The sequence below is a fragment of the Bradyrhizobium murdochi genome, from assembly GCF_000472965.1.
Taxonomy (GTDB): domain Bacteria; phylum Pseudomonadota; class Alphaproteobacteria; order Rhizobiales; family Xanthobacteraceae; genus Bradyrhizobium; species Bradyrhizobium murdochi.
The window spans coordinates 132,200-149,662 of sequence record NZ_AXAU01000009.1; the positions used below are offsets into that span (position 1 = coordinate 132,200).

Annotated in this window: 25 protein-coding genes; 9 read left to right on the forward strand and 16 right to left on the reverse strand. The window is 61.0% G+C overall.

What is annotated here, in order from left to right; all coding sequences use genetic code 11:
• Window positions 1-31: 31 nt before the first annotated feature.
• Together YUO_RS0118675 and YUO_RS0118680 are read right to left on the reverse strand one after the other, a co-directional pair.
• Window positions 32-502: a hypothetical protein gene (locus tag YUO_RS0118675; RefSeq protein ID WP_028348666.1), complete on the reverse strand. Its 471-nt coding sequence runs from the start codon at window positions 500-502 to the stop codon at window positions 32-34.
• Between the two features lie 79 nt (window positions 503-581).
• Window positions 582-1,112 carry a hypothetical protein gene (locus YUO_RS0118680; RefSeq protein ID WP_028348667.1) on the reverse strand — a complete coding sequence of 177 codons (531 nt, stop codon included), beginning with the start codon at window positions 1,110-1,112 and terminating at the stop codon, window positions 582-584.
• A 210-nt stretch (window positions 1,113-1,322) separates the two neighbouring features.
• Between YUO_RS0118680 and YUO_RS0118685 the strand changes: the two genes are divergently transcribed.
• The 3 genes from YUO_RS0118685 (at window position 1,323) to YUO_RS0118700 (ending at window position 4,373) form a co-directional block, all read left to right on the forward strand.
• Window positions 1,323-2,975: a fumarate hydratase gene (locus YUO_RS0118685; RefSeq protein WP_028348668.1), complete on the forward strand. Its 1,653-nt coding sequence runs from the start codon at window positions 1,323-1,325 to the stop codon at window positions 2,973-2,975.
• Between the two features lie 265 nt (window positions 2,976-3,240).
• On the forward strand, window positions 3,241-3,684 hold the full coding sequence (locus YUO_RS0118695; protein WP_028348669.1) for a MaoC family dehydratase: 444 nt from the start codon (window positions 3,241-3,243) through the stop codon (window positions 3,682-3,684).
• Window positions 3,681-4,373, forward strand: coding sequence for a DUF429 domain-containing protein (locus YUO_RS0118700; protein WP_198028049.1), 693 nt, complete (start codon window positions 3,681-3,683; stop codon window positions 4,371-4,373). Before YUO_RS0118695 ends, YUO_RS0118700 begins: the two co-directional genes overlap by 4 nt.
• 8 nt (window positions 4,374-4,381) lie before the next feature.
• On the opposite strand, the gene YUO_RS0118705 is transcribed toward YUO_RS0118700, so the two are convergent.
• From YUO_RS0118705 to YUO_RS0118715, 3 genes are all read right to left on the reverse strand, one after another.
• Window positions 4,382-4,678 carry a hypothetical protein gene (locus YUO_RS0118705; RefSeq protein WP_028348671.1) on the reverse strand — a complete coding sequence of 99 codons (297 nt, stop codon included), beginning with the start codon at window positions 4,676-4,678 and terminating at the stop codon, window positions 4,382-4,384.
• 125 nt (window positions 4,679-4,803) lie between these two features.
• Window positions 4,804-5,361, reverse strand: a complete 558-nt coding sequence (locus YUO_RS0118710) for an inner membrane-spanning protein YciB (protein WP_028348672.1) — start codon at window positions 5,359-5,361, stop codon at window positions 4,804-4,806.
• Between the two features lie 106 nt (window positions 5,362-5,467).
• The gene (locus YUO_RS0118715) at window positions 5,468-6,871 is read right to left on the reverse strand and encodes a carotenoid oxygenase family protein (RefSeq protein ID WP_028348673.1); all 1,404 of its coding nucleotides are present in this window, start codon (window positions 6,869-6,871) and stop codon (window positions 5,468-5,470) included.
• Window positions 6,872-6,981: 110 nt separating this feature from the next.
• Between YUO_RS0118715 and YUO_RS0118720 the strand changes: the two genes are divergently transcribed.
• The gene (locus YUO_RS0118720; protein ID WP_028348674.1) at window positions 6,982-7,713 is read left to right on the forward strand and encodes a TetR/AcrR family transcriptional regulator; all 732 of its coding nucleotides are present in this window, start codon (window positions 6,982-6,984) and stop codon (window positions 7,711-7,713) included.
• Between the two features lie 72 nt (window positions 7,714-7,785).
• Here the strand turns inward: YUO_RS0118720 and YUO_RS0118725 are convergent, their stop codons facing one another.
• Window positions 7,786-8,133, reverse strand: coding sequence for a hypothetical protein (locus YUO_RS0118725; protein WP_028348675.1), 348 nt, complete (start codon window positions 8,131-8,133; stop codon window positions 7,786-7,788).
• A gap of 108 nt (window positions 8,134-8,241) precedes the next feature.
• Window positions 8,242-8,820, reverse strand: a complete 579-nt coding sequence (locus tag YUO_RS41050) for a hypothetical protein (protein ID WP_051379515.1) — start codon at window positions 8,818-8,820, stop codon at window positions 8,242-8,244.
• 193 nt (window positions 8,821-9,013) lie between these two features.
• Between YUO_RS41050 and YUO_RS0118735 the strand changes: the two genes are divergently transcribed.
• Complete coding sequence (locus YUO_RS0118735) at window positions 9,014-9,721, forward strand: SET domain-containing protein (protein ID WP_028348676.1); 708 nt, start codon at window positions 9,014-9,016, stop codon at window positions 9,719-9,721.
• An 84-nt stretch (window positions 9,722-9,805) separates the two neighbouring features.
• Here the strand turns inward: YUO_RS0118735 and YUO_RS0118740 are convergent, their stop codons facing one another.
• From YUO_RS0118740 to YUO_RS41055, 4 genes are read right to left on the reverse strand one after another with little or no spacing between them, the layout of a single operon-like run.
• Window positions 9,806-10,447, reverse strand: a complete 642-nt coding sequence (locus YUO_RS0118740) for a class I SAM-dependent methyltransferase (protein WP_028348677.1) — start codon at window positions 10,445-10,447, stop codon at window positions 9,806-9,808.
• A gap of 35 nt (window positions 10,448-10,482) precedes the next feature.
• Complete coding sequence (locus YUO_RS0118745; protein WP_028348678.1) at window positions 10,483-10,773, reverse strand: DUF6522 family protein; 291 nt, start codon at window positions 10,771-10,773, stop codon at window positions 10,483-10,485.
• 28 nt (window positions 10,774-10,801) lie between these two features.
• A complete protein-coding gene (locus YUO_RS48500; RefSeq protein WP_283806417.1) occupies window positions 10,802-10,936 on the reverse strand; it encodes a hypothetical protein in 135 nt (44 codons plus the stop codon).
• On the reverse strand, window positions 10,911-11,213 hold the full coding sequence (locus tag YUO_RS41055; protein ID WP_235782747.1) for an RrF2 family transcriptional regulator: 303 nt from the start codon (window positions 11,211-11,213) through the stop codon (window positions 10,911-10,913). Before YUO_RS41055 ends, YUO_RS48500 begins: the two co-directional genes overlap by 26 nt.
• A gap of 84 nt (window positions 11,214-11,297) precedes the next feature.
• Here YUO_RS41055 and YUO_RS0118755 point away from each other — a divergent pair, with 84 nt between their 5' ends.
• Together YUO_RS0118755 and YUO_RS48505 are read left to right on the forward strand one after the other, a co-directional pair.
• Window positions 11,298-11,768: a group III truncated hemoglobin gene (locus YUO_RS0118755; protein ID WP_035727020.1), complete on the forward strand. Its 471-nt coding sequence runs from the start codon at window positions 11,298-11,300 to the stop codon at window positions 11,766-11,768.
• Window positions 11,768-11,902 carry a hypothetical protein gene (locus YUO_RS48505; RefSeq protein WP_283806414.1) on the forward strand — a complete coding sequence of 45 codons (135 nt, stop codon included), beginning with the start codon at window positions 11,768-11,770 and terminating at the stop codon, window positions 11,900-11,902. Before YUO_RS0118755 ends, YUO_RS48505 begins: the two co-directional genes overlap by 1 nt.
• 109 nt (window positions 11,903-12,011) lie before the next feature.
• On the opposite strand, the gene YUO_RS0118765 is transcribed toward YUO_RS48505, so the two are convergent.
• Both YUO_RS0118765 and YUO_RS0118770 read right to left on the reverse strand, forming a co-directional pair.
• Window positions 12,012-12,410, reverse strand: coding sequence for a hypothetical protein (locus YUO_RS0118765; RefSeq protein WP_028348680.1), 399 nt, complete (start codon window positions 12,408-12,410; stop codon window positions 12,012-12,014).
• A gap of 42 nt (window positions 12,411-12,452) precedes the next feature.
• Window positions 12,453-12,674 carry a hypothetical protein gene (locus YUO_RS0118770; protein ID WP_028348681.1) on the reverse strand — a complete coding sequence of 74 codons (222 nt, stop codon included), beginning with the start codon at window positions 12,672-12,674 and terminating at the stop codon, window positions 12,453-12,455.
• Between the two features lie 100 nt (window positions 12,675-12,774).
• On the opposite strand from YUO_RS0118770, the gene YUO_RS0118775 reads away from it, so the two are divergent.
• On the forward strand, window positions 12,775-14,340 hold the full coding sequence (locus YUO_RS0118775) for a tyrosine-type recombinase/integrase (protein ID WP_235782748.1): 1,566 nt from the start codon (window positions 12,775-12,777) through the stop codon (window positions 14,338-14,340).
• Window positions 14,341-14,348: 8 nt separating this feature from the next.
• On the opposite strand, the gene YUO_RS0118780 is transcribed toward YUO_RS0118775, so the two are convergent.
• Window positions 14,349-14,558 carry a MerR family transcriptional regulator gene (locus YUO_RS0118780; RefSeq protein WP_028348683.1) on the reverse strand — a complete coding sequence of 70 codons (210 nt, stop codon included), beginning with the start codon at window positions 14,556-14,558 and terminating at the stop codon, window positions 14,349-14,351.
• A gap of 1,377 nt (window positions 14,559-15,935) precedes the next feature.
• On the opposite strand from YUO_RS0118780, the gene YUO_RS44805 reads away from it, so the two are divergent.
• Entirely contained in the window at window positions 15,936-16,115 is a 180-nt protein-coding gene (locus tag YUO_RS44805) for a hypothetical protein (protein ID WP_083754628.1), read from the forward strand.
• 122 nt (window positions 16,116-16,237) lie between these two features.
• On the opposite strand, the gene YUO_RS46290 is transcribed toward YUO_RS44805, so the two are convergent.
• On the reverse strand, window positions 16,238-16,681 hold the full coding sequence (locus tag YUO_RS46290) for a metallophosphoesterase family protein (RefSeq protein ID WP_156908675.1): 444 nt from the start codon (window positions 16,679-16,681) through the stop codon (window positions 16,238-16,240).
• A gap of 88 nt (window positions 16,682-16,769) precedes the next feature.
• Window positions 16,770-17,258, reverse strand: a complete 489-nt coding sequence (locus YUO_RS43840; RefSeq protein WP_051379506.1) for a hypothetical protein — start codon at window positions 17,256-17,258, stop codon at window positions 16,770-16,772.
• Window positions 17,259-17,463 lie beyond the last annotated feature (205 nt).

Below are 17,463 nucleotides of genomic sequence, written 5' to 3' on the forward strand. Positions count from 1 at the left end.
TAGAATGCGACGGATCGGGAGCGGCTTCGGCCTATTCGTCCTTGCCGCGGGTCACCACGATCGAGGCTTCGGTCTTGGTACGCGTGCATTCCATATTGAGCCGGCGGAAGCGCATGGAAACCTTGTCGCCGCGCAGGATGCCCATGCGCTTGATGCAGCGCGAGGAGCCGGTCGCAACGTCGGGCTTCGGAATCGTGAAAATGATGGCGCCGGCCGAGGCGACCAGTTCGAAGAATTGCGGCTTCGGCTTGCGGTCCGTCTTGGCATAGAGCTCGTTGGAGTAATTGCGGCCGCGGCAGCCGAGCGACAGCTCCTTCGCCGCCGGATGCGTCAGATAGATCATGTTGCCGGTATTGACGCTGATCTTGAGGCCGTCGATCTGGTTCTTCAATTCCTTGGCGATATCGTCGCAGCGGTCGGCCTGCGCCGGCGATGCAGCGGCCGTGGCGACCAGCGCCGCGGCAAGCAGGATCGGTCGTCGAAGGTGTGGTCCCAAAGCCATTATGAATGCCCCCATGCACCATTGAAGCCCGGATTTCCTGCAAGGAGCGCGCGCGGAAGTCAATCCGTTCTTGCGAGTGTCAGAACCCGTAGAGGAAAATGCCGATGCCGAAGGCGATCACCGAGGCCACGCCGTACAGCGTTGGAACGCTGACCAGCATAGTGGCCAGTCCCAGCCGCTCGCCGCGTGCGGCAAGCGCGATAGCGCAGGCGGCCATCAGCGGAAACGCGATGATCCGGACCGGCGTCTCGAAGGCGGAGACGCCACGGAAATCCAAGCCGTGCTGCACCACCGAGGGCATGAAATTCAGCCAGGTCATGAGCACGAGCGCGCCAAGCGCAAGGATGGCGTAACGCAGCCTTCCGATGGTTGCAAACCCCAGCGCCGCCAACGCCAGCACCGGATGGCTTGCAATATACGTCTTGATGATCGCACCGCCGACGCCAGGGCCAGGAACTTGCGACATGTCGCCGAACAGGACCGGCGCGTGCGAGAGCCCATCGAAAGCTTCGATCGCGGCAATGATGATCAGAAACAGATACAGCCCAAGCAGCCGCGGGGGACGAGTCGGAACGGAAGCTGCGTCGGGCACTGTGGTGGCGGAGTTCATTACCATCGCAATCGGTTGGGAGTATCGAAAGTCTCGGGTTTGTCTGGAGATGGCTGGGAACGGTTCAATCGCCGATTGGCGGCCGAAAATTGCCCGGCTTCGGCCTCGTCTGCCGGGCCAGCAAAACCTTCCTTTTGGTCGAAAAATGCTTAGAACGGGTCTACCGCGGCGCCGTTCTGGCCGCCGCCGGCTCCAACCCGAGATATCGACATGAACGCCCCGACCGCTTTTCCCGACCAGAAACCCGTTCCGCCCTACAAGCATACGCCGCTGTTTCCGCTAGGGCCGGACACCACGCCCTACAAGAAGATCACGACCGAGGGCGTGCGGGTCGAGAAGGTGCTCGGCAAGGACATGCTGGTGGTGTCGCGCGAGGCGTTGCGGGCGCTGTCGGAGGCTGCCTTCGGCGATATCAACCACTACCTGCGGCCCGGCCACCTGAAGCAGCTCCGCTCGATCCTGGAAGACAAGGAGGCCAGCGACAACGACAAGTTCGTCGCCTTCGATTTCCTCAAGAACGCCAACATCGCCGCCGGCGGCGTGCTGCCGATGTGCCAGGATACCGGCACCGCGATCATCATGGGCAAGAAGGGCTGCAACGTCATCACCGATGGCGACGACGAGGCGGCGCTCTCGGAAGGCGCGCGCGATGCCTACCTGCGCCGTAACCTGCGCTATTCGCAGGTTGCACCCTTGTCGATGTATGAGGAAAAGAACACCGCCAACAACATGCCGGCGCAGTGCGAGATCTACGCCGAGGGTGACGATGCCTACAAGTTCATGTTCATGGCCAAGGGCGGCGGTTCCGCCAACAAGAGCTTTCTGTTTCAGGCGACGCCCTCCGTTCTCACCAAAGATCGTCTGCTGGCGTTTCTGAAGGAGAAGGTGCTCACGCTCGGCACCGCGGCGTGCCCGCCCTATCACCTCGCCATCGTCATCGGCGGTACCTCGGCCGAGCTTTGCATGAAGACGGTGAAGCTCGCTTCCGCGCGCTATCTCGATGCGCTGCCGACCCACGGCTCGGCCGACGGCAACGCGTTCCGTGATGTCGAAATGGAGCAGGAAATCCTGAAGATGACGCAGTCGCTCGGCGTCGGTGCGCAGTTCGGCGGCAAATATTTCTGTCACGACGTACGCGTGATCCGGATGCCGCGCCACGGCGCCTCGCTCCCGATCGGGCTCGGCGTCTCCTGTTCGGCCGACCGCCAGGTGCTCGGCAAGATCACCAAGGATGGCGTCTACCTCGAGGAGCTCGAGCACAACCCAGCGCAGTATCTGCCCGCGGTCGAGCAGTCGCTCGGCGGCGAGGTCGTCAAGATCGACCTCAACCAGCCGATGAAGGAGATTTTGGCGACGCTGTCGAAATATCCGATCAAGACGCGGGTCTCGATGACCGGCACCATGATCGTCGCGCGCGATTCCGCGCACGCCAAATTGCGCGAGCGGCTGGAGAAGGGTGAGTCGCTGCCGGACTATTTCAAGGACCATCCGGTGTATTACGCCGGCCCAGCCAAGACGCCCGATGGTTACGCGTCCGGCGCGTTCGGCCCGACCACGGCGGGGCGGATGGATTCTTTCGTCGACCAGTTCCAGGCGGCGGGCGGTTCGATGGTGATGGTCGCCAAGGGCAACCGCGCGGTCGCGGTGCGCGAGGCCTGCAAGAAGCACGGCGGCTTCTATCTCGGTTCGATCGGCGGAGCTGCGGCAAATCTCGCCGAGCACTGCATCAAGAAGGTCGAGGTGGTGGAATATCCCGAACTCGGCATGGAAGCGATCTGGCGCATCGAAGTGGTGGATTTCCCGGCCTTCATCATCATCGACGATAAGGGCAACGACTTCTTTAGGGAATTGAACCTGGGGTGAGGGCAGTGCGATTGACGGCGCCAGATCGACATCGTCCGTGGCCTCCGTGATCAAGCGACCGGCCGGACGAGAGAACTGTTTGGTCAGGTGCTCGACGGAACGTTACCCAAGGGTGACATCGGCACGGTTTGCAAGAAGATCAGTGATGAGTCTTTGACGCGCGGCACCGATAGGCAGTACGAACCCGATAAGTACGGGGTAGAGCTTGAGCAATTGCTGGATGCCGTAAACAGAGGGCGCCTCTTCTAGCGGAAGCGATAACAGCATGGTCGAATGGTTCGACGACCTGAAGGTCGGCATGCGCTTCAAGAGCGAGGCGGTGACGGTGTCGAAGGACGACATTATCCGCTTTGCCAAAGAGTATGATCCGCAGCCTTTTCACCTCGACGAGGAGGCCGCCAAGAACACGATCCTCGGGGGACTCGCCGCTTCCGGTTGGCACACGGCGGCCATTGCAATGCGGCTTGCCGCGAGTGCTCGCCCATTCGGGCCGCATCCGCTGTTCGGCGCTGGTGTTGACGACCTACGCTGGCTGAAGCCGGTGCGGCCCGGCGACACCATTCATCTCGAAGGGGAGGTGGTGGAGCTGGTGCCTTCGCGATCGAAGCCGCACGGCGTCGCCCGCATCAAATGGACCGCCTATAACCAGCATGGCGAGGCGGTCTACAGCTTCAATCCGATCGCGATCGTGCCGAGTCGCCCGAAGTGAGCGCGAGGACGTGTTGTAGGGCGATTGGCCTCGATGGATTCAGCAAAGGCTGGGTCGGTGTGCATCTCGACGGCGACCGGCAGGAAATCTTGTTCCATCGAGATGTCACCGAAGCGCTGTCGCACCCGTTCGACAGGGCAGGGATCGACATTCCGATCGGAATGACCGACGACGGCGGGCGCGGCTGCGATCTGCTGGCGCGAACGAAGCTGCGGCCGCATACCTCGCGTGTCTTTACGGGCGCACGCCGCTGGCTGTGGCAGGAATTCAGCGATCCCGATGCTGCCAACGGAGAAGCGCAGCGACGCGGGCAGAAACGAGTGTCGCGCCAGCTCTGGCACCTCGGTGCGAAGATCATGGAAGTCGACGCATTCGTGCGTGAGAATCCCTCTCGCGACATCCGCGAGGTTCATCCCGAACTGGTGTTTTTGCGGCTGAACGGCAGCGAGCCCCTGCCTTCGAAGAAATCCACCGAGGGAATCACGCTGCGCCGCGCGCTGCTCAAGCAATCAGGCATTCGGTGCATTGATCGCTGGTTGACCGACGCGCGGATCGGCAGTGGCGCAAAGCCTGACGATGTACTCGATGCCTGCGCGGTCGCGATTGCGGCCTGCGACCCTACGGGCAGCGTCCCGGAGGGGACGCCGCACCTTGATGCGCACCGCTTGCCGATGCAGATTTGGTTCTAGCCGGCGGATTACGCCCGCGACCCCGTGAACGGAAAGCTGCCCATCGGGCCGATGCCCATTTCGCCGGACATGGTGTCGCCGGAAACCTTGCCGGTGAAGGCAAGCGTGAGCGGCATCGGGTTGGTGATAGAGATCTTCCAGGCGACGTCATCGCCGTCGACGGTGCCGTCAAAAATTTCGCCGGAATTGCCGTCCGCGCCTTGCGTGCCGGTCAGCGCGCCGCCCGCGCTTTGCAGCGACAGCGTCGCCTTGCGCTCGCCCATCGGCGTGCTCATAGTGATATTCCAGTTTCCGTCCACGGCCATCTTTGTCTCCCCGACATTTCCACGGCAAGCCGGAATGGCCTGCGAGATCCGCTAAACTCGTGCGCGGTATAGCCTATCTCGCCACACAAGCCCAATCGTCTCAAGCGCCTTTTTGACGCGTATTTTCAGGCTTGTTGGGCGGCGGCGCGAAGCCGGCCGCCGACCAAAATACGAAACGCGACGTATTGAATTGCAAAAGCGGCAATCTTGGCGCCGACCAGCACGACGGTCACATAGAACGTCCACAGCTTCATGTCGCCGGTCATCGCGATACCGATCGTGCCGGCGGCGAGTATGAAGCACAGTGCGGCCCAAGCGTAACCCGCGAAAGTGACGTGTTCGGGAATGGTCTGGGTCACGATGGAGGGCATGTAGCGCAACATCCAGCCGCGCTTGAGCATGATGACGCCGATCGCGAAATGCCCGATTGCGGGTTTCGCCAGCACGAAGCGCGGGTCGTGGGTCAGAAGCGTCGCGCTGCCGAGCACGATGACGAGCCCAAGGCTGGCCCATGTCATGTAACCGAGTTCCTTGCCCTTGATGCGGGAGTAGATCACCTGCGCAATTGCGCCAGCGATCGCGACGGCAGTCGCCAGCAGCACGTTGTCAGTCGTCAGGTAGATCGCGATGAACAAGATGGTGGAGAAAAAATCGGCGCCTAGTCTCGCGAATACGTCCTTCATCGTCTTGCTCTCTGCTGATTGTGTTTCGGTTGGAAGTCTGATTCCGGTTCATCGCTGCGCGATGCCTCCGATGTGCAGTTGCACATCGGAGAATGACGTGCGGCCCTTACGCCGCCCCGACCCAGTTGCCGTGAAAGCCGTCGGGTACGCGGTGGCCGAGGTGCACCAGCGCGACGGGACCTCTTTCGACGTCCTGCGCGTTGAATACCGCAAGATCACTGCGGTTCTCCTGCGCGCGCCAGACCGCGGCAAGCAGCCAGCCATCGCCTTCGGCGGCGTCAGGTCCGCGCTCGACGAACACCGGCTCGGAAATGGTATCGCCGGCAGGCAGCAGATAATGGCCGAGACGTTTACCCTCGCCGTTGACATGGACGATGCCGGACAGTGCGCCGAACATCGGCAAGTCAGGATTGGCGCAGGCGTACCAGCCGTGGCTGTTTGCCTGTCCAGTGCGGCGATCGTCGATGCGCGGGAATTCGCCAGTGAGCTCGTCGAGATAGGTTTGCGTGAAGCGGTCGGTATTGCCCGCGAGATCGAACGTCCAGCGGCAGTACCGCGCGCGCGATTTCTGCGGGTCCGTCTTCGAGCCGTCGGGATGGGGAAACAGCGGCGCTTCCTCGAACTGCATCACATCGGCAATGATGCGGTTGTTCTCCTCCCACGCGTTCATGACGTGGAAGACGTAGCAGCTCTCGGCGCGGAACCAGACGATATCCTTTGGTGAGCTGTTGCGCTTCATGACGCCGACATAAGCGCCCTTGTCCGGCTCCCAGGCGTAAGGCGGCTTGCCCCGCATCGCGCGATCCATGCTGCCGGTGATCGGCAGGATCGGAAACAGCAGGTGATTTTCGGTGACGATGAAGTCGTGCACCATACTGGCATAGGGCGCCTCGAAGCGATCGAACCGCGTCACGATGCCTGAGGCATTGACCGATCCGAAGGAGAGGGCGGGGGTGAGGGGACCGGCGGCGTTGTAGCCGAAGAATGCCATCTCGCCGGTCACCGGATCGATCTTCGGATGCGCGGTGAAGGGACCCTTGATGGCGCCCTTGTAGTCGCAATAGCCAAGGCGGTTGAGCGTGCCGGGCTCGATCTCGGTCGGCAGATGACCTTCCTCGAGCGCCAGTAGTTTTCCGGCATGGAAGATGATGCTGGTGTTGGCGACGCCGCCATCGTCGGTGGTCCCGGCCGGTGCGCCCGGCAGCTTGCGGCCGAAGCCGCCGAACAGCGCGCGGCCAGCGTCGTGCTCGGCCAGCCATTTCGGGGTGCGGACCCAGCGATTGCGATAGCTGGCGCGGCCGTTCTCCAGATGGAAGGCGTGCAGCATGCCGTCGCCGACGAACCAGTGGGCGCCGGGTGCATCGAATTGCGGGTTGGGGCCGTTGCGATAAAGCGTGCCGTTAAGCTCGCGCGGTATCTCGCCGGTTACCTTGAGATGTGGCGCGTCGCATTCCATCGGGATCGGCGCCAGATTGGTCCGGGCCATCTCGGTCGTTGCCTGCTCGAGCATCGCGTTTCCTCCGGCTTTATCTTTACACCGTAAAGATATCAGTAGGGATACTGCGAGCAGCCGTCAAGCAAAATCTTTACAGTGTAAAAATTGCGGTTATAAGAAGTCGCATGGCAAGAACAGCGCGAGAAACAACGATCCGCCCCGCCGCGAAGCGCAGGGCGGCGAAACCCGTAGCGGAGAGGCTGGCGAGCCGGCGTCGTCGTCCGGCCGGCGAGACGCCTTATCATCACGGCGATCTGCACGACGCCTTGCTCGCCGCGGCGGAGCGGGTGCTGGAACGCAACGGGCTGTCGGGCCTGACGCTGCGGGCGGTTGCGCGCGAGGCCGGCGTATCACATGCGGCACCGACCCATCATTTCGACGATCTCACCGGGCTGCTGAGCGAGCTTGCCGCCATCGGATTCCGGCGTTTCAACGCGGCGATGACCGCGGCGGGCAACACCGAAACGCTCCCGCTCATGAAGTCGTTGGCGCGCGCCAAGGCTTATGTCGCCTATGCGCAGGCGCGCCCCGGCATGTACGGGCTGATGTTCCGGACCGAGCGGCTCGACATGACACGGCCCTCGCTGCACGAGGCGGCGACCGCCTCCTTCGAAGGACTGGCCACCGCGGTGAGCCTCAGCCGCAATGAAGAGCCCACCGGCGCAACGCTGGCGGCCTTGTCGCTCGACCAGGCCGCCGCGATTGCCCGCGCGTGGTCGCTGGTGCACGGCTTCACCACGCTGCTGCTTGATGGAAGGCTCAAGGACATCCTGCGCCGGCTGCCCGAGGGGACCGGCGTCGATCAGCTTCTGGATGCAATGTTGCGCTCGACAGTGCCACGACCGCCAGGGGCGTAACACGGTGGCCACTCTGCGGGAGTTCGCAGGCGGGATGGAGCTGCGCGGCGACGGTTGCGGCTGGCGTGCCGCTCAGCAGCCCCTGCAAATTTTGGTCTGCCGCGCGAGCCTTGCGTCGGCTTCCGCGTCTTCGTTGGGCTGCCGCGTCCAGTCTTCGTACGCCGCTTTGACGTCCGATCCGGCTGACCTGTCCCTAGAAGACGCTTCGTTCAGCGGGCCAAGAATGATCTCGCGGTTGCGCGCCGTCCTCCGCTTTGGCTTGGCCACCCCGGCTGGTTCGCCATCTGCGGTCGGCGGTTCACCCAACCCGTCCCAGGCGATCGGCGCGCCCGCGGTCTGCGTCGAGCAGCCAGTTCCGGAGGCGCAGCAGCCGGAGAGGGCGATGCCGACGATGAGGAGTGCCAGGAGTTTTATGTGCATGCTGCCCCGGGGTGATGCCGTGAAATAATAAGGTTTGACAAGGTTCAAGCACTCAAGCCTGAAGCTTTGACGTTAATGCGGCAAGAAAGCGCCGGGCTGCGTCTACCATCACCGCTTTGCCAATTCCACCGCGCGGCCGCGCTCGCCAATCACCTTCACTTCGTCCTTGCCGCACTTGAAATCACGCGCAAATTCGTCAGCGGCCTGGCGCGCGAACTCGTTAGCATTGCGGTTGGCCTGGCCGTCGATATAGGCGACGTGGCAGACCGGCCCGGGCGGCAGCCGCGTCACCGCGAGCATCGGTTTCGTGATCGGGCTTCCGCTCTTGTCCAGGTCGTTGTTATCGGCGATCAGCCAGCGCTGAATGATCGCGAACGGCCTGCCGCCGACCGCCCGCCATTCGACGGTGTGGCCGGTCGAATTGAACGGGCCGAACCAAGCCTCCGCGGCCGGCTCCGTGGCGGCGGCCTCGCGGTTTCGCCCCACCGAGACGGTTTCACGCAGATCGGCCTCGCTGATCAGTATCACCAGCCCCGATTTGCCGGGGCAGACCTGCGTCGTGCTGCCGTCGGATTCGGGCTTGCCGACCGTGTGGCAGTCCTTTGGAGCGGTCGATGTATAGCTGCTGCTGAAAGTTTGGGCGTTCGCCGGGGACATCAAGCCAAATGCAGCGGCGAACAGCGTCATGGCGGCCGACACGGTAAGCCGCCGATGGGAGACGCGTTTCATCTGAACCTTCTCGCGTGGAACCTTTGGGGTAGACGGTGCAATCTGGGGAAGGTTCAAGGCGAATGTGCGAAACACCTGACATTGCCGCGGAATCGTCCTAGAAGGGCGGCTTCAATTCCTCGTTTTTCGAGCGCGCAGTTATCCAATCGTCATGCCCTCCATTCCTTCGAACAAACCCTATCGCGTCGGCCGCTCCCGTACCGGACTTGGCCTTTTCGCCACCAAGCCGATCAAGAAGGGCACCAAGATTATCCGCTATTTCGGGCCGCTTCTTGATTCGAAGAAGAAAGAAGAAGACGCGATCGAGAACAAATATTTGTTCGAACTGAACGACCGCTGGACCATCGACGGCTCGGTGCGCAAGAATATCGCCCGCTACATCAACCATTCCTGCCGGCCGAACGCCGAATCCGATGTCAAACCCCGTAAGCGCAAGGTGTTCATCCGCGCCATCAAGGACATCGAGCCGGGCGAGGAGATCAACTACGATTACGGCACCGATTACTTCAAAGCCTATCTGAAGCCGATCGGCTGCAAATGCGCAGCCTGCGAGAAGAAACGCAAAAAGAAGCGTGCCGAAGCGCGGGAGGAGAGGGCGCGGCTGAAGGCGAAGGCCGAGCGGAAGGCGCTGAAGCAGGCGGAAAAACTGGCCAAGGCCGACGCCAAGCTGAAGGACAAATTGAAGGCAGAGGCTGAGCGGAAGTCGAAGAAAAAGCTCAAGCTGAACGGCCATTCGCCCAATGGCATGTTACTGAATGGGTCATCACTGAACGGCAACAGCCGTGTCAGAGCGTCCGGCAAGAAATTGGCTGCCAGGAAACAGCCGGTTTCCGCGCCGGCGCCGACCCTCCAAGCATAGGGCTGCTTTGCCTTGATTGAATCGGAGCAAGGCTCTCGCCCTTTGTTTCGACGCGCGTCTTCAGGAGAGCCGGGGCTCATTTAGCTAGCGCGAGAATGCCCCCGAAGCATCTGCCTTCACGAAGGCTAAGTTCGTCCAAGTGATGCCGGCGGCGCGATTTCTCCCCTGGTGGGATCCAGAAGCCACATTCAGGACACAGCGCAAGTCGTGCGACTGCGCGAGCGCGATTGTCTCCTCGGCGGGGATTTCAAACATCCGCCGTGCGGGCGGCATGGGCCCATGCCGGATCGTCATAGTGATCGTGCCGCCTGACCCAATCAGCGAGGCCAGATTCGGCATCGCATATTGACGCTGGGTTTGGTCGAGATGCATCCACACCGCAGTCAGCATCACGAGATCAAACGTCTCGCCGCGTGCCCGCAGGCGCACCAGATCGGGCAGGCTGTCGTCGAGCCATTCGATCAGAGGAGAGGGATGCAGCGCCATGGCGGGGATACGCAGGGCGTCGGTAGGCTCGACGGCGGTAACACGATGCCCGAAGCTTGCGAACCAGCCTGCGTCCCGTCCAGTTCCTGAACCGATATCGAGCACGCGGGCCGGGGCTTTGGGTATCAGATGCAGGACATGGCGGTGATTTTCAGCCGCCGGAATGCTTTCGTAGCGCTGGAGTAACCGTTCCGCTTCGCTGGCATATCCTTCCGTGCCGCTGACTTGTGCTGATGTCATCTGTTTCCTGCACGGATTTCTGAGCGTGCGGCGGCTTATCCGCCAGGCTTGCGCACCGATTTCGGCAACGACGAATCGCCGAAATCGACCGCCGATCGTTGAACGATAGTGCCTGTTTCGTCGACCACGACGCGAAACCGCCGATGCGCGGACAGGAAGGTCAGCCGATGCCGGCCAATGTCGGCATCGACGCCGCGCTCGGCAAAGCTCGTGATCCTGCCCGCCCGCATCTCCTCCTGAAGAAGCGGCAGTGCAAGGCCGAGGCCTTCAGCGACGATCGCGGCATCGATCTGCACGATTCCATTCTCGAATTCGATCGGTTTCATGTTTAAATCCTGAGCTTCGATGCGGGCCTCACGCGGTCACCGGACTGCGTCGGACCGGCGCGGGGTAGGCGCATTCCGCCAGCGTCGTGGCGTCGAGCTCGCGCATGAAGGCCTCGCGCGCGGCAGCGAGCCTCGCCTTAAGCCGGCAGCGCGGTTTCAGCACGCAATTGCCATTCGACCAGCGGCGGCCCTTCCAGCGCGCGCACCACCTCGCCGATGGTGATCGACTGGGCCGGGCGGGCCAGCATGAAGCCGCCGCCGGCGCCGCGTTGGGTCGAAATGAAGCCGCTATCGGCGAGGTCGCGCACCACCTTGGCCAGATGGTTGCGGGAAATGCCGAACTCGGCCGCGATTTCATTGGTGGCGAAGGAGCGGCCGGGCTCGCCCGCCAGCCGCATCAGGGCGCGCAACGCAAAATCCGTGAACGACGTCAGGCGCATGGGGCCCCTCTCAAAAGATCTGCTTGCAAATCATCTATAGCCGTTCAAATAGGTATTTGTAATACCTATTTAAGGGCAGGCGGAATGGAAGCGATCGTGGCAGGGCCGGAGCGGCGCGAACGGCTCGTGGCCGAAATCATGGAGCGGACGGGCATCGACGAAGCGATGATCGAGCGCCTGGTGCGCGGCTTCTACGCCAAGGTCCGCGAGGACGCGGTGCTGGGGCCGATCTTCGACGCGCGCATCAAGGATTGGGAGCCGCATCTGAACCAGATGTGCGCATTCTGGTCATCCGTCGCGCTGATGACCGGCCGCTATCACGGCACGCCGATGGCCAAGCATTTGCCATTGTCGGTCGATGCCGCGCATTTCGACCGTTGGCTCGCGCTGTTCGAGGCCACCGCGCGAGAGATCTGCCCACCGGAGGCGGAAGCGCATTTCGTGGAACGGGCGCGGCGGATTGCGGCGAGCCTCGAGCTTGGCATCGCCGGCGTGAACGGCGTCATGCTCGCAAACGGTGAAAGATTTCGACGCAATCAGGCAGGAGCAGTGTGATGGCCTATCGAGCACATATCGTGACGAACAAGGAGCGGGCCGATCCGTATTCGGGCAGCAGCCTGGTGCCGATGCTGGTCATCGGGCTGGTGCTGACTTTTGCCGGAATGATTGCGGCGGTGGTATTGAGCTGACATTTGCTTGCGTCATTCCGGGATGGTGCGTTAGCACCAGACCCGGAATCTCGAGATTCCGGGTTCGATGCTTTCGCATCGCCCCGGAATGACTCTGAGTTATGACGACTTACGCCGCCACCGTCTCACCGCTCTTCCGCAGGCCGATATACTGCAGCTCGGCAAACACGCCGGTTGCAATCGCCTGTGCCACGATGAAAACCTGACCGAGCAGGTTCGGCGACACCGCGCCGGAGAACAGCAGCGCGATGCTGCCAAGCGTCCACGCGGCGTTACCGATGATCACGAACAACACCAGCGCCTTCATCACCGTCGACCTCGTCGCCAGCCAGCCGACCAGCGCGGTATAGGCGATTAGGAACAGGCCAGTTTCGCGCAGCAGGACTTCCGGCAAATTGAGGAACGGCGCGAGCGTGCCGGCGCCGAGCGATAGCGCCACGGCGGCGACGCCGCTGAAGATCGCGTCGGCGAGCAGGGCGCGGCTCAGGAAGGTGGACGGATGGATCATGACGTTCTCCTTTTGCTTTGGAATGGACTCTGGGGGCAGGGATCAGCGTTGCAGCAGCGACCGGAGCTGACGCATCAGCCGCACCGGGCAGAGCGCCTTGCCGACTCTGTTCTCGATCGTTTGCACCTGCACGAACACAAACACACCGGTGTCATGCACCAGGGGCTCGGGCATGTTCAGGGAGCGTGCCACGAGCCAGGTGATCAGATTGAGCACCCGGGGGATCATGGCGGCGACGAAGCGGAACACAGAAAGCATCAGCATGGGTCATCTCCTGTGCCGCCAAGATGACCTGACCTGCGACCCGTTTCGATTACCTTGGACGTAAGAAGGCAGGCTGTTCGAAGACGTTCTAAGATGTTCGATGGTGTTCGCACACGCTCAGAAACGCTTGAAAAATAGGGGTTTCCGCGTACATTCATGTTCGTCACTGTTTGTTCTCGTTCGCGTCCAGCCGCCGACTTTGTTGGTATTTTTGTTGGTATCGGAAGAACAAACGTCGCGGCACAATTCCGATCTTCCGAGACGCGAGAAGTCAAAGCAGATGGCACGCAGTCAGGTTGGCGAGCACGCAAACCCCCAGCAGATCAGGACCGACGTCGACTGTCGCGCCGCCAAACCGAAATTCGAGAACGGCGCTTGGACCGCCACGAAAATTTCTGACGTGACAGGCGGCGGTCTCTATCTCTTCATCAAGCCGGACCTGAACAGGCCGGGCAAAGCCGCCTCCAAGCTTTGGCAGATGGCCTATCGCTTTCATGGCCGACAGAAGACCTACTCCATCGGGCCTTACGGCGATGGCAACGACGGCACCTTTTCACTCGCCACTGCACGTCAGAAGCGCGACGTCGCAAAGGCGCTGCTCGCCCAAAGCCCACCAGTCGATCCCTCCGTCGAAAAACAATTCGAAAGACATCGTCAGGCGGCCGAACGCCCTCTGGGCGTGTGGATCGATGAATGGCTTGCAGAGAAGAAGATCGAGAAGATCAAGCGCGGCAGACTTGTCACAGTTCGCAGTCCTGAAACCATCGCGCTGCTCGAAAGATGGGCTGGTTATCTGAAGGGTCGTTTCGGCAAGCTCTGTCGGAAAGACATCAAACGCCCCGACGTTCTCGCTTTCTTTCGGGCGATGCAGGCTGAAGGCAGACTAGAGACCCGTGACCGAGTTCACAGTATCGGTTCGCAAGTTTGCGACTACGCTGACCTCGAAGGGGATGGCTACAATCCGTTCCGTGCCTGCAAGAAGCAGCTTATTGCCAACGTCTCGACGCCGCGGCCCGGCGTCACTGATCCGCAGGATGTGATTCGCCTGTTCAGGCTGATCATGCCGACATGGGCGAAGGCCAGATTTGGTGATGTCGTCGGTGATGCCCTTCGGCTCGATGCACTTACTATCCCGCGCCCCGGCATGATCAACAACATGGAATGGTCAGAAGTCGACTGGGATGCCGAACGGTGGACTATTCCTGCTGCTAAGATGAAGACCGGCTGGGATCATGTCGTGCCCCTGTCGCGACAAGCCGTCGCTATCCTGCGACGCGTGCGGAAAATCAACGGCAATCGGCGCTACGTGTTCGCTTGTGCCGAAGATGCGCCCTTGTCCGGTAGATCGCTTTGTTCTCGGCTGCGTGCACTCGGCATCGACACCAAGACCGAACATTGCGCCCATGGCTTCCGCACTACATTCTCGACTCTTTGTCACCATGAGGAGATCAAGGAAGCCAAGGCGTGGGATGGCGACGTCATCGAGTTGCAACTTGCGCATCTCGAAAGTGACTCGGTGAAGGCGATCTACAAACGGCACGGACCGCTGGCTCTGATCGGCTCGCGGACCAAGCTGATGCAGCATTGGGCTGACCGGATCGATCGCTTTGCCCTCCCAAAAAAGATTGTGCCGATCAAGGAAATCCTTGAAAGCTGTGCGAACTAAGAGCGCCTTCACGTTCTCGGCTCAATGCGAGGGAGGGTCATATGATAGGCCTCGATGGAATCGGCATCGACCATGGTCTGGCCCTCCATTTTGTAGGCGATGATCTTTCCCTTCTTGATCAGCTTGTAGGCCTTGGTCCGGCCGAAACCACCCCGCTCCAACGCCTTTTTCAAGGGAATCAGGTTCCGTTTTTGGCGGGGCTCATCCGTCATCGCCATCGATCGCTCCCTGCTCGGTTGTTCATTCTTCTCCGCCGCCCAATCGAATCAACATCGGCGGTCTCGTGCGGCTAACGGCCGCGCTTTCGGAACAGCGCGCGCCTGACATGCCTTTGTGAGTTTGGTTCTCGACGCCAGATTGGTGACCGCAAGATTGGTGACCGCAACATAAAAACGAGTGGCAGGGAAGAAAGCTCCGCGTCGATTCATTCAATCACGGCATTCGCTCCTCTCTCCAGTGAAAGCTAAGAAAGCTTCGAGTATTATGGGACAGCTGAAAGAGCCGAGGATCATTGAGAGCCGGTGAGATCGGAGAAGAACACAGCGATCATTTTCCGGTGACTGGATTTTCGCGTCATTTTTGGGTTTGACCAATTTTGCTGAACGCGCATCAAGCCGTCGCCTTTGTTGCTTTAGCTCGCACAATTTTGGCCATGATGAACTGGACAGGCCGACGGCTGGCCTAGCTGGCTGCTCTTGGATCACGTGAAGTGACGATGTGGTGCGGAGAGATGGCCAAAAAGTGCGCGTGATGATTCACGGGCAGAGAATTTGCCCACGGTCGTGTTTGGGAGAGCCAATGCTCCAAGCTGCCAGAGGTGCCGTAATCTGTCCTGTTGAATGCTATTTGGATTCGTCGCTATGTAAGGCTAATCGTAAGGGGTCAGATGGCCCGCCGGGCGCAGCACTAAGGGTGATGGCGCGATCAGGCCAGACGGGAAGAAAGTGCAGGTACAAACAAACTATGCCGCGTCGCAAATTGGCTTATTTAGATCGACTTGAACGGTGACTGGACCGAAATCTACTATAGCCATTTTGAGCTTGTGAAAGCGACGGCGCGATATACGGCGCGCGATAGTAAGCACATGGTGCCGGTAAGCGCGCTGCTCAAAATCGCGACTCTGGATACATGCCGCCGGAAATCTTGCCATTTGTTGAGGCAGGTCGAGGTCGCTCATTTTGCGGATATGAATAACTTTCGACCCGCCGTTCGATGCTCGAAGACACTACACAGCAAAAAGGGTCGGCTAATCTGCGGCCCGACTTTCGAATTTAGAACTGCTGGCTTTTTTTGCACGTGACCGCGCGTTGTCTGCTTTCGCATGCCGTCGTCATTGTTCGCAAGGCGCAGAATCTTGACCAAGGGGTCTGCCTCCTCCGCAAGCGCCCGAACGACGCGCGCTCTATCCACATAAAATCGCTCGCCCATGCTGGTCTACCTTGATATGAGAGGCACATGCCCGTTTTTGCGCCCGACAACAGTAATCCAAATCTCAGGCGACGAAGTCGCATTCACATTCTCGCCTTGTTCATTGTCGCCAATGCAGACTGTCATGATAGAAGCCCGGCTCTGTCCCAATCCGATTCGGAGAAAGAATGGCAAAAGCAAAGAAAGTAGTTCGCCGCGCGTGGACGAAAGACGATCTTCGAAAAATGAAGACCATGGCAAAAGCAAAGTTAGGCGTCGCCAGGATCGCAAAGGCGCTAAAGCGGACTCCCGCTGCCACCACTGCGATGGCAGCAAAGCTAGGCGTTTCATTATCAACGCGCGCTTAACCTGTAGGCGACCGGCCGGAGTGCGGCCTGTCGCCCATTTCCCGCATCGATGAATCCGGCGATTGGTGGTGGTCACGTCGGGGCCAATCAAATGTGAGTCGGCTAAGCTGTTGATTTTTGGTCTAGCTAGCTCCAAAAAACGTGAGTCTGAGAACCAAAGCATTATGAGTCGATTCAAGTCTTGAAACCAAAGATTGCGAATCGCTCTTTGAATGGGCTTGGCCTTGGGTTCGGAATGCCGTGGGCCCAATCCGGATCTTCTTGAAGTCGTTCATCTGGTCGCCGGCGGTCATCATCGCGCGATGCGCGTGGCCGTTGAGGCCGATGTCCGTCCAGAGGGTCGCACCCGCGAACATGACATCGCCGACGCGGACGGTCTCGTTCTCCGCAACGTGCACGTGCATTCCGGCAGCCGCAGCCCTGGCCTTCTCAAGCGTCCTTCCCAGGTCGTGCCGTAACCTTCGTGATTGCCCGTGACGTAGATGCGGGGCCGGTCTGTCATGCGGGAGCAACCAGCGGACGCCGCGCTCAGCCCTGGGGACCAGGTCGCCGGCGACGATCAGCACGTCGTAATCCGGACGCGCCGCGCGGGACGCAGGTCCCAGCCCCGCGTGAGCTCGAGATGGACGTCGGACATGACCCACAAGCGCATGGTCAGTCCTCCTCGCCTTCGCGGTCGAGGGGCTTGGCCCGGCTCAGGCTTTCGATGATCTCATACACGAGCTGGTCGGGAGCGCGAATTGCACCTCGCGCAAGCCGCAGCGCGGGCACTCGTGCCGCTTCGGGTCGTAGACGAAATCGCCTTCCTGGCCGCAAGCGCGACAGCGGAATCTGGCCATCCCATTCCTCCTCGATTCCGGGGTAGGCGGGATCGACGTCCACGAACGCATCGTTCTCCCGGTCGTAGCGTCGGCAGGTGATCCGGCGCTGATCGCCGATGCCGTACCGGACGATGCCGATGTTCTCGAAGCCGGGACGGACCTCGGCAGGGGGCCGGCCCTCGGCGTACCGGTAGCAGCGAGTCGTCAGCCAGCTGCCGCTGCGGAGGACGCCGACCTCGCCGCACACTTCACAGTTGCAGGCGCTGCGGGCCTCGGCCAGATCGATCGCCGCCTCGACCTGGCCGTTCGCGTCAAGAGACAATCGGTCCGTCCAATACAGGGGCCGAGCCATATTTCTCTCTGATTTGCGTCAACTGGAAGGTGCCGCCGTCGGCTTGGACGGCCGTCCGGATCTGGACGCAGCACGGGTCGATGAGATGCTGCCATCCGGGCCCGCGCGCCCGCTATGGTTAACGAAAGGTTTCTCGCAGCGGAGGGGTCAATGGTCGGAAGGAAGAGGGCGCCGC

Bases quoted from the DNA above. Each gene is read 5' to 3' on its own strand.
- YUO_RS0118740 (WP_028348677.1), bottom strand. From the start codon at position 10,447: ATGACATCAGCACAAGTCAGCGGCACGGAAGGATATGCCAGCGAAGCG.
- YUO_RS0118705 (WP_028348671.1), bottom strand. From the start codon at position 4,678: ATGGCCGTGGACGGAAACTGGAATATCACTATGAGCACGCCGATGGGC.
- YUO_RS0118735 (WP_028348676.1), top strand. From the start codon at position 9,014: ATGCCCTCCATTCCTTCGAACAAACCCTATCGCGTCGGCCGCTCCCGT.
- YUO_RS41055 (WP_235782747.1), bottom strand. From the start codon at position 11,213: ATGCGCCTGACGTCGTTCACGGATTTTGCGTTGCGCGCCCTGATGCGG.
- YUO_RS0118765 (WP_028348680.1), bottom strand. From the start codon at position 12,410: ATGATCCATCCGTCCACCTTCCTGAGCCGCGCCCTGCTCGCCGACGCG.
- YUO_RS48505 (WP_283806414.1), top strand. From the start codon at position 11,768: ATGGCCTATCGAGCACATATCGTGACGAACAAGGAGCGGGCCGATCCG.
- YUO_RS0118780 (WP_028348683.1), bottom strand. From the start codon at position 14,558: ATGGCGATGACGGATGAGCCCCGCCAAAAACGGAACCTGATTCCCTTG.
- YUO_RS0118775 (WP_235782748.1), top strand. From the start codon at position 12,775: ATGGTGTTCGCACACGCTCAGAAACGCTTGAAAAATAGGGGTTTCCGC.
- YUO_RS0118680 (WP_028348667.1), bottom strand. From the start codon at position 1,112: ATGAACTCCGCCACCACAGTGCCCGACGCAGCTTCCGTTCCGACTCGT.
- YUO_RS0118685 (WP_028348668.1), top strand. From the start codon at position 1,323: ATGAACGCCCCGACCGCTTTTCCCGACCAGAAACCCGTTCCGCCCTAC.
- YUO_RS0118695 (WP_028348669.1), top strand. From the start codon at position 3,241: ATGGTCGAATGGTTCGACGACCTGAAGGTCGGCATGCGCTTCAAGAGC.
- YUO_RS0118710 (WP_028348672.1), bottom strand. From the start codon at position 5,361: ATGAAGGACGTATTCGCGAGACTAGGCGCCGATTTTTTCTCCACCATC.
- YUO_RS0118715 (WP_028348673.1), bottom strand. From the start codon at position 6,871: ATGCTCGAGCAGGCAACGACCGAGATGGCCCGGACCAATCTGGCGCCG.
- YUO_RS0118745 (WP_028348678.1), bottom strand. From the start codon at position 10,773: ATGAAACCGATCGAATTCGAGAATGGAATCGTGCAGATCGATGCCGCG.
- YUO_RS0118770 (WP_028348681.1), bottom strand. From the start codon at position 12,674: ATGCTGATGCTTTCTGTGTTCCGCTTCGTCGCCGCCATGATCCCCCGG.
- YUO_RS0118755 (WP_035727020.1), top strand. From the start codon at position 11,298: ATGGAAGCGATCGTGGCAGGGCCGGAGCGGCGCGAACGGCTCGTGGCC.
- YUO_RS41050 (WP_051379515.1), bottom strand. From the start codon at position 8,820: ATGACGCTGTTCGCCGCTGCATTTGGCTTGATGTCCCCGGCGAACGCC.
- YUO_RS0118725 (WP_028348675.1), bottom strand. From the start codon at position 8,133: ATGCACATAAAACTCCTGGCACTCCTCATCGTCGGCATCGCCCTCTCC.
- YUO_RS0118720 (WP_028348674.1), top strand. From the start codon at position 6,982: ATGGCAAGAACAGCGCGAGAAACAACGATCCGCCCCGCCGCGAAGCGC.
- YUO_RS44805 (WP_083754628.1), top strand. From the start codon at position 15,936: ATGGCAAAAGCAAAGAAAGTAGTTCGCCGCGCGTGGACGAAAGACGAT.
- YUO_RS0118675 (WP_028348666.1), bottom strand. From the start codon at position 502: ATGGCTTTGGGACCACACCTTCGACGACCGATCCTGCTTGCCGCGGCG.